This is a genomic window from Epilithonimonas sp., from assembly GCF_032055105.1.
Lineage (GTDB): Bacteria > Bacteroidota > Bacteroidia > Flavobacteriales > Weeksellaceae > Epilithonimonas.
The window spans coordinates 22669-37111 of record NZ_DAMBRK010000021.1; the positions used below are offsets into that span (position 1 = coordinate 22669).

The following is a 14443-nucleotide window of genomic DNA, read 5'->3' on the forward strand; positions in this document are numbered from 1 at the left end:
TTATGGATTTTAATTAAAATTAACTTTAATTAATAAAAGATAAAATCTAAAGTAAATAAAAAGTAAATCCGGAGGTGAAAGAACCGGTAAATCACAGTTTGAATAAAACTGTAAAAAGTAAAATTTGAAAGAAAAAATGAGTAAAAAGAGAGCACTTATCAGCGTATCTGATAAAAGCGGTTTGGTAGATTTTGCCAAATTTTTGGAAGCTAACAATTACGAATTGATTTCCACAGGCGGTACTTTCAAACATCTGAAAGACGCTGGTCTTAATCCAATTCAGATTGATGAAGTAACCGACTTTCCAGAGATGCTGGACGGAAGAGTGAAAACGCTTCATCCAAAAGTTCACGGCGGATTGTTGGCAGTTCGTTCCAACGAAGAACATATGAAAACAGTTCAAGAGTACGAAATCGGGCTGATTGATATGGTGATTGTGAATCTTTATCCGTTTTTTGAAAACGTGAACAAGGATATTTCTCTTGACGAAAAAGTAGAATTCATCGATATTGGTGGTCCTTCTATGTTGCGTTCTGCAGCTAAAAATTTCAATTCAGTTACGGTTTTGACAGACGTTAATGATTATCAAATCGTTAAAATCGAAATGGAGCAAAACGGTGATACTTACATTGAAACCAGAAAAAAACTTGCTGGAAAAGTATTCAACTTGACTTCTGCTTATGACGCAGCGATTTCCAGTATGCTTTTGGATGAGGAATATCCAACTTACTTAAACGCTTCTTACAAAAAGGTTTCTGACCTTAGATATGGTGAAAATCCACATCAGTCGGCAGCTTATTACACTTCGACTTTCGAAAACGGCGCAATGAAAGATTTTGAGATTTTGGGAGGTAAAGAATTGTCTTTCAATAATCTTCGTGATATGGATTTGTGCTGGAAAGTGGTTAATGAGTTCAAAGAAGAATTGGCTTGTTGTGCCGTAAAACACTCTACGCCTTGTGGTGTTGCCGTTGGAACTACAGCTTTGGAAACTTATACCAAAACTTTTGAATGTGACCCGGTTTCAATTTTCGGTGGCATCATTGGAATGAATTATAAAGTAGATGCTGTAACAGCTGAGGAATTAAACAAAACATTCCTAGAGATTGTAATGGCGACAGATTTTGATGAAGATGCTTTGGAAATTCTTAGAAAAAAGAAAAACCTTAGAATCATCAAAATAAAAAATGCAGTTACCGACAAACAGGTTTGGGTAAAAATAGATGGCGGAATGCTGGTTCAGAATGCAGATGACCAATTCTCAGAAGACATCAAATTGATGACAGAAACTGCTCCTACAGAAGAACAAAAAAAAGCCTTATTATTCTCTCAAAGAGTTGTGAAATATGTGAAATCTAATGCGATTGTGGTTTCAAACGGCGTTCAGGCAATCGGAATCGGTGGCGGACAAGTGAACAGAATCTGGGCAACGCAGCAAGCAATTGAAAGAGCAAAAGAGAAATTCGATGGTGAATTGGTTTTAGCATCGGATGCATTTTTCCCTTTCAGAGATGTTGTTGATTTCTGTGCTCAGGAAGGTATTAAAGCAATCATTCAGCCTGGTGGAAGTATGAGAGACGACGATTCTATCGAAGCAGCTAATGAGCATAAAATCCCGATGCTGTTTACAGGAATGAGACATTTCTTGCATTGATAAATTAACCACAACGTCACAAAGATTTTAACACAAAGAGCACAAAGTTTTTTTATTCTTTGTGTTTTAGGTTCAAAAAGCTGAATTGTGGAATCCTTCGACTTCGCTCAGGATGACAGCGCTAGTACTGAAATTTTTATTATAAATATCAGGCTGAGCGGAGTCGAAGCCTTGAGATATAAATTTAACCCTTTCAGAGTTTCAAACTCTGAAAGGGTTTGTTCAATAATTAATAAAAACTATTTGTAAAAATTATCGTTAATTCTAATGATTTGAAGTTATAGGTTAAGAATCAATTTTTTGTTGAATTAATTTTATAATTCTGATAAAATTTAGCTTTAAAATTCATTCAAAAATCGAAATAATATTTACATTTGAGACCAAATTCTGGATATGAGTCTATTCAATAATACCAAGCTTGCATTTGCCGATAAAACAGATGCTCAGCTCAAAAAAGCCTATTGGATGTTCAAGGCGATTGAACAACCTGCATTGACCAATATTGGCGTTTCTCTTCTCAATTTTACAGTGAGGAACAATTTTCCGTTTGTAGACGGGATTGTGAAGCAAACTTTGTTTGAGCAGTTTTGCGGTGGCGAAACCCGAGAAGAAAGTATGAAAGTCGTAAAACAGATGTTCAAACGTGGCGTTGGAAGTATCTTCGATTACTCGATTGAAGGGAAAGAAGAAGAAGAGGTTTTTGATGCGGTTTGTAAAGAAATCAAAGATATTGTGAGATTTTCTGTAGGAAATCCTGCGATTCCGTTTATCGTTTTCAAACCAACGGCTTTTGGTAGAATTGATATTTATGAAGCGGTTGGAAAAGGAAAAGAGTTGACAACCAGCCAGAAAGAAGAATGGAATAGAGTAGTCACTCGTTTTGATGAAGTCTGTAAACTTTGTTTCGAAAGTGATAAAAAAGTAATGGTGGATGCTGAGGAAACTTGGATGCAGGATTCAGCTGACCAGCTTTGCGAAGAAATGATGGAGAAATACAACAAGGAAAAAGCCATTGTTTGGAACACAATTCAGATGTACAGAACTGGTCGTCTGGAATATATGAATGCTCATCTGGAAAGAGCCAGAGAAAAAGGTTATTTCATTGGTTATAAGATTGTTCGTGGCGCTTATATGGAGAAAGAAGCTGACCGCGCAAAAGCAATGAATTACCCTAATCCGATTCAGCCAAGCAAACAAGCAACGGATGATAATTACAATTCAGGAATTGATTTTGTGATGGAAAACTTAGACAAAGTCTCTGCGTTTTTCGGAACACACAACGAGATTTCGTCCGAATTGGTAATGGATAAAATGAAAGCCAAAGGTCTGGAACACGACAATCCGCATATCTATTTTGGACAGCTTTATGGGATGAGTGATAACATTACTTATTATTTGGCCGACCAACATTACAACGTAGCAAAATACCTTCCGTATGGACCTGTAAAAGATGTTGTTCCATATCTTACGAGAAGAGCGCAGGAAAATACTTCTGTTGCAGGACAAACCGGGAGAGAGCTCGGTTTGATAAGTAAGGAATTGAAGAGAAGAAAATAAAATAGATTTTAGATGTCAGATATTAGAAGTTAGACATTTTGTAATCTTAAAAAAAAATCGGCTGTGAGGCGGATTTTTTATTTAATCTTTTGCCATTTTGAATCTAATTTATTTATATCCACATCATATTCATTGAATTTTCTGAAAGGTCCAAAATCAGACACATTGTTTACTATAGTATCTTTAAGATTGTTTTTCCAATTTACATAATATTGTTTTTCAATCTTGTCGAATTTATTTTCCTTACTATAATAAAGAGTTTCGATGTCAAAGTATTGAACTTGCGGGTCGATTTTTAATAAATATAAGGGTAAATTTATTAGAGATATAAATAAAAAAAGTCCATTTAAAATTAAAATAGCATATTTTAAATAAACATTATCTAAAAGTTTAGTATTTTTAATGATGATTAAACAAGTATAAATAAAGAAAATATTAAAAAATACACCGAAAATTCTATTTAGCGTAGCAGTTTTGAATTCAATATTTGGAAATATATAATATATTAAACCAACTATTATTATAAAACTTAGTGAGATAATTAAATTTATTATTGAATTTTTATTTGACATTAATTATATAGAATTATAAATTATTTACAAGTTTTTCTATTTCTTCTTTTCCGCCTTCACAGCCTGTCTAGCCAACAATTTCCAGCCATTTTTGGTTTTCTGCCAAACGTACAAAATGTCAAGACTCACTTCTCCTTGTTCTTTTCCCAAATCGTGAGTTTGTGCGTACAAATGATTACGGACAATGGCTGTTTTATCAACAATTTGGATGGATTGATTGGTATTTTCAATCGTCAAAAAGTTAGATTTTTTAATGACTAATTTCTCTACAAATTCCTTAGCATCATCAATGTGACCTCCAGAATGTCCATAAGTCAATTCCGGCAAAATCAAGGATTCTAAAACGGCTTTGTCTCCGCTAATCATTGCTAATCTTAGTTTTTCAGAAGCTTCGGCAACAGATTGTTGGTCATTATTTTTTTGAGCAAACATCATTGATACGGTTAAAAAGCTAAAAGCTAATAATAATTTCTTTATCATAGTTACTTATATATTTGAATCAAAGATAATGAACTTGATGATAATAATTATTGAACTAATTTTTATCTTTATTTTCTAAAATTTCAAATTTGAATCCAATTCTTGATATTGTTGTTCGCTCACTTGCCGTTTACTTTTTTATGGTTATTGCGGTGCGCGTTTTTGGTAAGAATCAATTGTCACAGTTGAATGCAGGCGATGTGATTCTTTTACTTTTGATCAGTAATGCCGTTCAGAACGCAATGGTTGGTTCCAACAGTAGTTTACAAGGAGGAATTGTCGCTGCGTTGGTTTTGTTTGTAGCGAACTTTGTCGTGAAGAAATTTATTTTCAAAAATCAGAAAATCAAAGAACTGATAGAAGATCATCCTTACGTTTTGGTCAAAGATGGGGTAGTGTATTCAGAAACTCTAAAGAAAGTCTCCATTTCCGAAGACGAATTAGAAGAAGCAGTTCACGAACACGGCATCGAAAAAGTGTCTGAAGTGAAATTAGCCATTCTGGAAGTGGATGGAAATATCAGTGTTATTTCTACCGATAAAAACACAGAGCAAACGCATTATTCTAGACATAAAACTAAGATGAAAAGAAAGTTTAGGAATCAGTAAACACATCAAAAAAACACTTCGACTCCGCTCAGTGTGACAAAGTTTAATTAACAATGTCAGTCTGAGCGGAGTCGAAGACTTTAAAAAGTTTGAATTACGCTAAAATAGTAATTCCTTTCTCCGCTAAATCATAAATCGTGTTTCTTGCGCTGTCTGGTTTTACATTCACAGCTTTGGTTCCGTTGAAATGTAAACAAGTTATAAAACCTGCATTGAAAGCGTCAATCGCAGTTAATTTCACACAATAATCCAAAGCTAATCCAACAATCTCAACCAACTGAATATCGTGGTATTTTAAGAAATCTTCCAATCCGGTTTTCATAAAGTGATTGTTATCTTGAAATCCGCTGTAGCTGTCAATTTCTACATTTTTTCCTTTTTGAATGACGTGTGTTACTTTTTCACGATTCAAATCTTTATGAAACTCTGCCCCGAAAGTTCCCTGAACACAATGGTCTGGCCACATAAACTGTGGAACGCCATTTAGAGAAATAGTTTCGCCAACATTTTTACCATTATTAGAAGCGAAACTTTTATGATTTGCAGGATGCCAGTCTTGGGTTAAAACGATTTGGTCATATTCGTTTTCTTCCATCAGAAGATTGATATAAGGGATGATGCTGTTAGCTTCTGGAACGGCTAATGCGCCACCTTCGCAGAAATCATTTTGAACATCAACTATAATAAGCGCTTTTTTCATTGTCTGAGATTTGGGTTGTTAAAGTACAAAATGTCATTCTGAAAGAAACCTAACAAAGTGGTTCGACGTAGTCAATCTTACCAATAATGATTTTCTTCTCTCGGAATGACATATTGACATTAAAATCTAGGAATTACCCTAAATATGGATATTTATAATCTTTTGGAGAGACAAAAGTTTCCTTGATACTTCTTACAGAAACCCAACGCGTCAAGTTCATTTTAGAACCTGCTTTATCGTTTGTTCCAGACGCTCTAGAGCCTCCGAAAGGCTGTTGTCCTACAACTGCTCCGGTTGGTTTATCATTGATGTAGAAGTTTCCAGAAGCATTTTCCAAAGCTTTGTAAGCCTCATCAATCGCATATCTGTCTTGTGCAAAGATAGAACCAGTCAAAGAATATTGAGTGGAAGTATCAACCAATTTCAGAGTCTCATTCCAGTTTTCGTCTTCATAAACGTAAACCGTCAAGATTGGACCGAAGATTTCCTCAACAATACTTTCGTAATATGGATTAATAGTTTCGATAACAGTTGGATGCACGAACCAGCCTTTTTTATCATCATATTTACCACCGATTACAACTGTTGCATCATTTGCAGCCTCAGCTCTATCGATATAACCTTTACATTTTTCGAAAGAATTTTTATCAATTACCGCGTTTACGAAGTTTGAAGGGTCTTCTGGAGAACCAATTTTAATCGTTTTGATTTGAGCTTCCATCACCGCTTTTATTTCATTCCAAAGAGATTTAGGAACATAAGCTCTAGATGCTGCAGAACATTTCTGTCCTTGATATTCGAAAGCTCCTCTTACCAAACCAGTTGCCACTGCTTCAACATTAGCAGACGGATGAATCATTACGAAGTCTTTTCCGCCAGTTTCTCCAACAATTCTTGGGTAAGATTTGTAGTTATGGATATTATCTCCAATCATTTTCCACATTCCTTGGAAAACCTTTGTAGAACCTGTGAAATGAAGACCTGCAAAATCTGAATGCGCCAAAACTTTCTCAGCAGTCTCTTTGCCATCTGTGAAAATCATATTGATAACACCATCAGGAAGTCCTGCTTCTTTGAAAACGTCCATAATCACTTTAGCTGAATAAACCTGCTTATCAGACGGTTTCCAAACCACCACATTTCCCATCAAAGCCATACAAGCTGGCAAGTTTCCTGAGATAGCAGTAAAGTTGAAAGGCGTCACCGCGAAACAGAAACCTTCAAGTGGTCTATATTCTACACGGTTCCAGATTCCAGCATCAGAAATAGGTTGCTCCGCATAAAGTTCTGTCATAAATTCTACATTGAAACGCAAGAAATCTATGAACTCACAAGCCGCATCAATCTCAGCTTGATGAACATTTTTGGACTGTCCAATCATTGTTGCAGCATTGATAACATCTCTGTAAGGTCCAGCTAAAAGGTCAGCTGCTTTCAAGAAAATCGCAGCTCTATGTTCCCAACCAAGTGCATTCCATTTTGCTTTTGCAGCAAGCGCAGATTCGATAGCTTGGTCAACGTGTGACATATCACCTTCGTAATAGAAACCAAAGTCGTGCTGGTGGTCCTGAGGCGAACTTAGTTGTATTTTTTTGTCTGTTTTTACTTCTTTTCCACCGATTACCATTGGGATTTCGGTTTTTTCTTTCCACATTTTTTTGTAAGTAGAAATAAGGCTTTTTACCTCTTCAGAGCCTGGAGCATAAGAACTTACTGGTTCATTTTGTGCAAAAGGCACTTGAGAAATGGCTTTAGACATAATTTTATATTTTGATTTTTACAAATTTACAATAAGGATTTCAAAACAACAATTGAATCCAATTGTTTTATTTTATTAAAATTATTTTTGAGTTTAAATCACAATTAATCTGTGTTTTAAGTTTGCTGGATTGGAAGTTTAGATTTTAATTAAGATTAATTATTTTTCAAAAAATGTTTTTGTTTTTTACGAAATTTACATTCAGCTTCTTAACTTTGCAGAATCAAATTTCTAAAGGATGATAAATTTTGTGTTGATTATAGTTTGCGTAGTTGCAGGAATGATTTTCAAATCTACAAAATCGATACATCCAGATGCGCACAAGGGTATTAATACTTGGCTTCTTTACATTGCTTTACCTGCAGTTTCTTTCAAATATCTACCTAAAGTAGATTGGTCTTGGGAAATGCTTTTCCCTATTTTGAGTACAGTTTTAGCGGCAATTGGCGGTTGGGTTTTTATGCTGTTTTATAGCAGGATGAAAAACTATTCTGGAAGGTCCAGAAGTACGATGGAATTGGCGAGCGGTTATAGTAATACATCATTCATTGGATTTCCTTTAATCACTGCTTTTTATGGTGAAAAATATTTGAGTATTGCTATCATTTGCGATCAAACGATGTTTTTGATGCTCTCTACAATGGGTATTGTAGCGGCTTTGAAAGGTGGAAGTAAAAGTGGAAAAGTTGATCCCAAATTCATATTAAAAAGACTTGTTACTTTTCCCCCGTTTATTGGTTGTGTGAGTGCGTTGATTTTGTCACAGTTTATCAATCTTGATTTTGCAGAACCTATGTTTGATAAATTAGCTTCAACCGTCGCTCCTTTGGCTTTGTTCTCTGTTGGTTTACAATTAAAGTTTAATGGCTGGAGAAAGTTGATTCCGCAGATTTCCACATCAATGCTTTATAAATTGATTTTGATGCCATTAATGGTTTTAATCTTGGCACTGGCTTTAAGAATCAATGGTGATATTGCAAAAATTAGCATCTTCGAGGCGGCAATGCCAACAGTAATCACTTCAAGCATCATCGCAGAACAATACCGACTGAACACAAAGCTAATTAATCTGATTATCGGAATTAGTATTATTGTTGGTTTTGTGACAACGGGAATTTGGTACGAGATTATTGAGTTTTTATTTTAATATAAATTTTACGCAAAGTTTTTTTAAGAATTAAGAACCTGTTAAGAAGGCAAAGAATCAACAAGTTGATTTTATTAAAGGCGAATAAATAATCGTAAGCTTTATCAACATATCAATTAAAAATCTTTGCGATAAAGATTTTATTTAAAAACCACAAAAGTCACAAAAGATATTCTATAATTATATCTTTTGTGACTTTTGTGGTTTAATATTTTTTAGAATTTATGGCAAGATAAAAAAGAAAACTGCACAAAAGTGCATTATGCTTCCACCTAAAACAAATAAATGCCAAATAGGATGGTAAAAAGGTTTCTTATCCTTAGCATAAAAATAAATCCCAAAAGTATAGCACAATCCACCAAGAATAATCAGTGTTAATGCACCTGTGGAAAGATTTTCTATCATTGGCTTAATGGCAATAATGGCAGCCCAACCCATCAATGCGTAAAGAGAAAGTGAGATTTTTTCATTGTTTCTCATTGGAGAAAATTTAAATATAAAACCAATCAAAGCCATTCCCCAGATGACACCAAACATACTCCAGCCCCAAGCGCCTTTCAGCCCAAGTAAAGCAATAGGTGTGTATGTTCCGGCAATCAAAATATAGATACTCAGATGGTCAATCCTTTGGCAGATTTTTTTCCATTTCAGTTTATAAACAGCGTGATAAATGGTGGAAGCGGAGTAGAGTGTAATGAGACTCAGTCCAAAAATCAACGATGAGGCAATTGCAATAGCGCTTCCGCTGATAGCAGAATAAACAATCATCAGAACCAAAGCCACAACGGACAGAATTGCTCCGAAACCGTGTGTAATCACATTGTAAAGCTCTTCTTTTTTTCTATTCTTTTTCGGCATAATGTTGATTTTGAAGTAAAGTTAGTTATTAAACTTTTTCAAAGTTGCGATTATTGTCAGAAGATGTTTGTTTTAACAGAGTTTAATTACTATTAACATCATTTAAAATTCTTAGTTTTGATAAAAATTCAGAAATGAAGAATCTTTTCATTGTACCTTTATTAATTTCACAAATCATTTTCTCGCAGTCTGTAGCAGATAATTTGGACAAATCTGTGAAAGAAATGCTGTCAACTTCAAATGCTTTGTCTGCAAACCTTTCTTTCTATGTTTCGGATGAGAATGGAAATCTTGTTTATGAATACAATGGGAACAAAGGACTTTCCACGGCGAGCACGCAAAAGATTTTCACATCTGCTGCTGCTTTGGAAACTTTGGGAAAGAATTATCAATTCAAAACCACAGCTTCATATTCTGGAAAGATATCGAATGGTATTTTAGAAGGCGATTTTTACATCACTTCCAATGGCGACCCTACTTTGGGAACTTGGCGTTGGGAAAATTACAAACCTGAAAACTTCAAACAACAGTTATTAGATGCTATCAAGAAATCCGGAATCAAGAAAATATCAGGTAATCTTATTATCGATGATTCTTATTTCGATTTTCAAAGTACGCCTGGAGGTTGGCCTTGGAATGATTTAGGGAATTATTACGGTGCAGGAACTTTTGGAGTGAACTGGAGAGAGAATCAGTTTGATATTAATATTAATGGAAATCAGTTTAAGAGTTTTTCTTATGATTTGAATCAAGTGAATTGGATTAATGAACTGAAAACCGGAGGAAACTCTGATAAAAGTCTAATTTTCACTGCGCCACATTCCGAAACTGCAATGATTAATGGAACTTTGCCTGCTGGAAAAGTAACGACTGTTTCCGGTGCAACGCCCAATCCACCAATACAATTAGCTGTCGAAATCAAAAAGCTATTAGAAGAAAACGGAATTACTATTTCGGGGGAAACAACCACTTATTATAATGAAAAGATTGCCGGGAAATCTATTTCCAAAGCTCCAACTCAGAATCAGATTTTCGAATATAAATCGCCAACGTTGGACAAAATAGTCTATTGGTTCTTGAGAAAAAGTATCAATCTCTATGGAGAAACATTAATCAAAACAATGGCGAAAGAAAAACGAAATAACCCGAGTTTTGAAACTGGTGTTGACTTTTTAAAAGACTTTTGGAAATCAAAAGGAATTAATCCAATGATGATTAATTTTGCAGATGGAAGCGGACTTTCTCCACAGAATTATGTTTCGGCAAAAGCGCAAGTTCAGGCATTGTTGTATGCGAAAAAACAAAACTGGTTTGATGCTTTTTACGAAGGTTTCCCAACTCAAAATGGCATCAAAATGAAAAGCGGGACTATCAAAGATAGTAAGTCTTTTGCAGGTTATCAGACTTCCAAAAATGGTAAGAATTTTGTGTTTTCCATCATTATGAATAATTATCAAGGCGGAAGTATCAGTAATGCTTTGTATAAGGTTTTGGATAATTTGAAATAAAATAGAATGCAGAAACACTTCGACTTCGCTCAGTGTGACATCTTTCTTATCTGTTTTGTTAATCTGAGGCTCTCGAAGGCATTAAAATAAAGTATTAGAATTTTAACGCAAAGGCACAAAAGATTAATATCTATAATGTTTTCAAGGCACAAAGATTTTAACTTTGTTAAAATTTTAAAATCGAAGATTTTACTTTTGCGACTTTTACTAAATCAATTTTAAATATTTTTGCGACTTTGCGATAAAACAAAATGAACAGAATCAATTCTTTTCCACCAATTGTAGATGAACATTCAGAAATTCTGATTCTCGGTTCTGTTCCTGGAGTTAAGTCTTTGCAGATGCAACAATATTATGCACATCCGCAAAATCAGTTTTGGAAATTGATGTTTTATATTTTTGATTCAGGATTTTCAACGGATTATAACACAAGACTAGAATTACTGAAAATCAATAAAGTCGCACTTTGGGATGTCATCGAAAGTTGCGAAAGAAAGGGAAGTCTAGATACAGAAATCAAAGATGAAATTGATAATGATATCTTTGAATTAATCCAAAATCATCCCAATATCAAAACTATTTTTTGCAACGGACAAAAGTCTTATAAAAACCTTTTGAAGATTCTAGGCAAGAATTTTAAAATCCCGATTGTAGTTTTGCCTTCTACAAGTCCGCTTCATACGGTGAAGTTTGAGGAGAAATTGCTATCTTGGTTGAAAATAAAAACTAAACAATGAAAACTTTTCTATTATCACTATTAGTAATGATTTCAGTTAATTGTTTTGGGCAAAATCCTGAATCAAAAACTTTTAATTTTGACTATCAAATTAGTTACACTATAAAAAATGAGAAAAGAATAATTGATAAATCTGTATTCATTAACTCTGAAGATTCAAGTTACTATATGTTATTATCTAAAATAGATAATGAAATTCTTGCTGAAGTTATTTTAGTGAAAGATAAAAAGAAAAATGTATTTGTATTGAATCAAAAAAATGATAATTTTGATTTTAGATATTCGACAAAAATTAACAATTACTCTGGACATTCGCATTATTATAGTATGAATATTTTGGATAATGGAACTGTTGAGTTACTTCAATTTAGAAATAAAAAGAAAACAAAATTAGAAGAATCACAAGTTTTGACTTTTACTACATCAGAAAAACCTTTATTCTTTGCTTATATTTATGCTATTTATAATGCGCAAAATGTGATGGAAATTAATTTTTCTTATCCTGAAAATATTACAGTTAAAGAAGCTGATGTTGATTGCGGAAATGGCTCAATGGCAAAAATTACTCTTAAGGAGGTGAAAAAGATTAACCTTAAGTTGTAGAATTTTATTTATCCATTCCAAATCTCCCAAGCTCTTTCCGCCTGTTGTTCCAACATATAAAAGCCATTAAGTGTTGTTGCTCCCTTTTCTGCAGATTTTTTAAGAAAAGCAGTTTCTGAAGGATTGTAAATCAAATCAATCACATAATGTTTATCTGTAATGGCTTCAAATGGAAACTGAACAGAATCATTTACATTCGGGAAAGTTCCAACAGGTGTTGTCTGGATAATCAGCAAAGAATCTTTTACCAAGTCTTCCGAGAGATTTTCAAAAGTGATTTCAGATTTTCTGGAAATCGTCTGATGTTCGATATTATGTTTATCAAGAATATATCTTACCGCTTTTGCAGCGCCGCCATCTCCAAGAATCAAAGCTTTTTTATGGTAGTCTTTTTTATTAATAAGTAAAGTTTTTTCGAATCCAAAAGCATCTGTATTATAACCGATTTTTTTTCCGTTTTGGAAACTCACACAATTGACAGCACCGATTTGTTGCGCTTCATCACTCAATCCGTCAAGGAAAGGGATAATCGCTTGTTTGTAAGGAATAGTGACATTCATTCCGATGAGATTCGGGTTTTCTAAGAAAGGCGTAACATTTTCGATTTCAGAGATATCGAAGAAATTATATGAATGATTTTTTAGAAATAATTTTTTGAATTTTTCCTCGAAATATTTTTTTGAAAATGAGTAAGAGATATTCTTCCCAAGTAATCCGAATTCCTGTTTTTCCATAGTCCAAATTTAGGAAATATCAACACAAGATTCATCATAATTTTTTGATTCTTCCATCAGCTGAATTATTTTAAAATCTCTTTCTATTGGCGTAATTTTGGCTTTCGAAAAAATCAAATTATTTTAAAATGAAAAATGTTATTCTCAATAATGGGACAGAAATTCCTGAAATAGGTTTTGGAACTTGGCAGACAACAGAAGGTGTTCAGAAAACCGTAAAAGAAGCTTTGAAAGCAGGTTACAAACATATTGATACAGCCGATATCTACGGAAACGAAGCGGAAATAGGAGAGGCGATTGAAGAATCTGGAATTGATAGAAAAGATTTGTATCTCACAACCAAAATCTGGAATTCCAACAGAAGTACAGAAGGTGTAAAATATTCTGTGGAGCAATCTCTCAAAAAACTGAAAACCAATTATCTGGATTTGCTTCTCATCCATTGGCCTGCGAATGCTAAACAATTTGATAACTGGAAAGAAATCAATGCGGAAACGTGGAAAGCGATGGAAGAAGTTTACAAATCTGGCGTTGTAAAAGCAATTGGAGTGAGTAATTTTATGCTACCACAAATCGAAGCACTTTTGGAAACTGCAGAAGTGATTCCTGTAGTCAATCAAATTGAGTTTCATCCGGGATACACGCAACCGCAAGTTATAGATTTTTGTAAAGAAAAAGGAATTGCAATAGAAGCTTGGAGTCCGATTGGTTCTGGAAGATTGCTAAAAGATGAGGATTTGAAAAATATTGCTGACAGTTATGGTGTTTCTCCTGCGATTCTTTGTATTCAGTTTTGTCTGCAGTCCGGTGTGATTGTTTTACCAAAATCTGAGAATCCGACTAATATTTACAACAATTTACATTTTGAAAGATTCAAGATTTCTGAAAGTGATATGAAAGCTTTGAAGACATTGGAAGAAACAGGTTTTTCTGGATTGAATCCTGAAACAGTAGACTTTTAAATTTTAGTAAGAACAAGTAAAATCCGTTTTAAAAAGTTTTAAAACGGATTTTTTATATAATTAATTCGCTATTGTGTGTTCTTAACGTTGAATCCTTATCAACCTGACTTGACCAGACTCTTCGAGAGCCTCAGAGTAACAATTGTGAATGAAAGGCGGACTAAGTTGCCCCAAAATTACTCACCAGAACTAGAGTAATATCTAATTTTCTCAACAATTTCTCCAAGGTCAAATGGTTTTGGAATGAAATCTATCGCGCCACTTTCTATTGCAGAATCTCCTAAACCTCGGCTGGCTGACATAATCACCACCGGAATGTTCTTAAAGTCCTGATGTGCCTTTATCATTTTGCAGATGTCTCGTCCGTCTTCTCCGGAAAGCCACATATCCATCAGAATCACATCAGGTTTGGTGGAAGAAGTCTGAAGAGAGTTGAACATCTCAGACCCTTTTTCATAATTATCTACATCATAACCTTCCATATTGAGCATCAATTTGACTGAGTCTAGAATGGCAGGGCTATCATCTACAACATATATTTTTTTTGAAGTTGACATTTTCTTAA

The 14443-nt window shown here is 34.1% G+C and carries 15 protein-coding genes; 8 read left to right on the top strand and 7 right to left on the bottom strand.

The features are described from left to right. The first annotated feature begins 136 nt into the window (after nucleotides 1-136). Entirely contained in the window at nucleotides 137-1654 is a 1518-nt protein-coding gene (purH, locus tag RTY06_RS14750) for a bifunctional phosphoribosylaminoimidazolecarboxamide formyltransferase/IMP cyclohydrolase (protein ID WP_312825737.1), read from the top strand. A gap of 393 nt (nucleotides 1655-2047) precedes the next feature. Then, on the top strand, nucleotides 2048-3211 hold the full coding sequence (locus tag RTY06_RS14755; protein WP_312825738.1) for a proline dehydrogenase family protein: 1164 nt from the start codon (nucleotides 2048-2050) through the stop codon (nucleotides 3209-3211). 77 nt (nucleotides 3212-3288) lie between these two features. Here the strand turns inward: RTY06_RS14755 and RTY06_RS14760 are convergent, their stop codons facing one another. Both RTY06_RS14760 and RTY06_RS14765 read right to left on the bottom strand, forming a co-directional pair. Beyond that, a complete protein-coding gene (locus tag RTY06_RS14760; RefSeq protein WP_312825739.1) occupies nucleotides 3289-3783 on the bottom strand; it encodes a hypothetical protein in 495 nt (164 codons plus the stop codon). A 36-nt stretch (nucleotides 3784-3819) separates the two neighbouring features. Beyond that, nucleotides 3820-4263, bottom strand: a complete 444-nt coding sequence (locus RTY06_RS14765) for a nuclear transport factor 2 family protein (protein WP_312825740.1) — start codon at nucleotides 4261-4263, stop codon at nucleotides 3820-3822. A gap of 89 nt (nucleotides 4264-4352) precedes the next feature. Here RTY06_RS14765 and RTY06_RS14770 point away from each other — a divergent pair, with 89 nt between their 5' ends. Beyond that, nucleotides 4353-4871 carry a YetF domain-containing protein gene (locus RTY06_RS14770; RefSeq protein ID WP_312825741.1) on the top strand — a complete coding sequence of 173 codons (519 nt, stop codon included), beginning with the start codon at nucleotides 4353-4355 and terminating at the stop codon, nucleotides 4869-4871. A 94-nt stretch (nucleotides 4872-4965) separates the two neighbouring features. On the opposite strand, the gene pncA is transcribed toward RTY06_RS14770, so the two are convergent. After that, nucleotides 4966-5571: a bifunctional nicotinamidase/pyrazinamidase gene (pncA, locus tag RTY06_RS14775; protein WP_312825742.1), complete on the bottom strand. Its 606-nt coding sequence runs from the start codon at nucleotides 5569-5571 to the stop codon at nucleotides 4966-4968. A 133-nt stretch (nucleotides 5572-5704) separates the two neighbouring features. Further along, a complete protein-coding gene (pruA, locus tag RTY06_RS14780; protein WP_312825743.1) occupies nucleotides 5705-7330 on the bottom strand; it encodes an L-glutamate gamma-semialdehyde dehydrogenase in 1626 nt (541 codons plus the stop codon). 238 nt (nucleotides 7331-7568) lie between these two features. Between pruA and RTY06_RS14785 the strand changes: the two genes are divergently transcribed. Beyond that, nucleotides 7569-8477 (top strand): AEC family transporter, encoded by a 909-nt coding sequence (locus RTY06_RS14785; RefSeq protein ID WP_312825744.1) that lies wholly within the window; start codon nucleotides 7569-7571, stop codon nucleotides 8475-8477. Nucleotides 8478-8699: 222 nt separating this feature from the next. On the opposite strand, the gene trhA is transcribed toward RTY06_RS14785, so the two are convergent. Further along, nucleotides 8700-9335, bottom strand: coding sequence for a PAQR family membrane homeostasis protein TrhA (trhA, locus tag RTY06_RS14790; RefSeq protein WP_312825745.1), 636 nt, complete (start codon nucleotides 9333-9335; stop codon nucleotides 8700-8702). A 134-nt stretch (nucleotides 9336-9469) separates the two neighbouring features. Between trhA and dacB the strand changes: the two genes are divergently transcribed. The 3 genes from dacB to RTY06_RS14805 all read left to right on the top strand — a co-directional run bounded on the left by dacB (nucleotide 9470) and on the right by RTY06_RS14805 (nucleotide 12182). After that, complete coding sequence (dacB, locus tag RTY06_RS14795) at nucleotides 9470-10843, top strand: D-alanyl-D-alanine carboxypeptidase/D-alanyl-D-alanine-endopeptidase (RefSeq protein WP_312825746.1); 1374 nt, start codon at nucleotides 9470-9472, stop codon at nucleotides 10841-10843. A 251-nt stretch (nucleotides 10844-11094) separates the two neighbouring features. Then, nucleotides 11095-11580: a DNA-deoxyinosine glycosylase gene (locus tag RTY06_RS14800; protein WP_312825747.1), complete on the top strand. Its 486-nt coding sequence runs from the start codon at nucleotides 11095-11097 to the stop codon at nucleotides 11578-11580. Next, nucleotides 11577-12182 carry a hypothetical protein gene (locus RTY06_RS14805; RefSeq protein WP_312825748.1) on the top strand — a complete coding sequence of 202 codons (606 nt, stop codon included), beginning with the start codon at nucleotides 11577-11579 and terminating at the stop codon, nucleotides 12180-12182. Before RTY06_RS14800 ends, RTY06_RS14805 begins: the two co-directional genes overlap by 4 nt. 8 nt (nucleotides 12183-12190) lie before the next feature. Here the strand turns inward: RTY06_RS14805 and RTY06_RS14810 are convergent, their stop codons facing one another. After that, entirely contained in the window at nucleotides 12191-12916 is a 726-nt protein-coding gene (locus tag RTY06_RS14810) for a shikimate dehydrogenase (protein WP_312825749.1), read from the bottom strand. Between the two features lie 128 nt (nucleotides 12917-13044). Here RTY06_RS14810 and RTY06_RS14815 point away from each other — a divergent pair, with 128 nt between their 5' ends. Continuing rightward, nucleotides 13045-13878, top strand: coding sequence for an aldo/keto reductase (locus RTY06_RS14815; protein WP_312825750.1), 834 nt, complete (start codon nucleotides 13045-13047; stop codon nucleotides 13876-13878). A gap of 176 nt (nucleotides 13879-14054) precedes the next feature. Here RTY06_RS14815 and RTY06_RS14820 read toward each other — a convergent pair whose 3' ends face one another. Next, entirely contained in the window at nucleotides 14055-14435 is a 381-nt protein-coding gene (locus tag RTY06_RS14820) for a response regulator (RefSeq protein ID WP_312825751.1), read from the bottom strand. Nucleotides 14436-14443 lie beyond the last annotated feature (8 nt).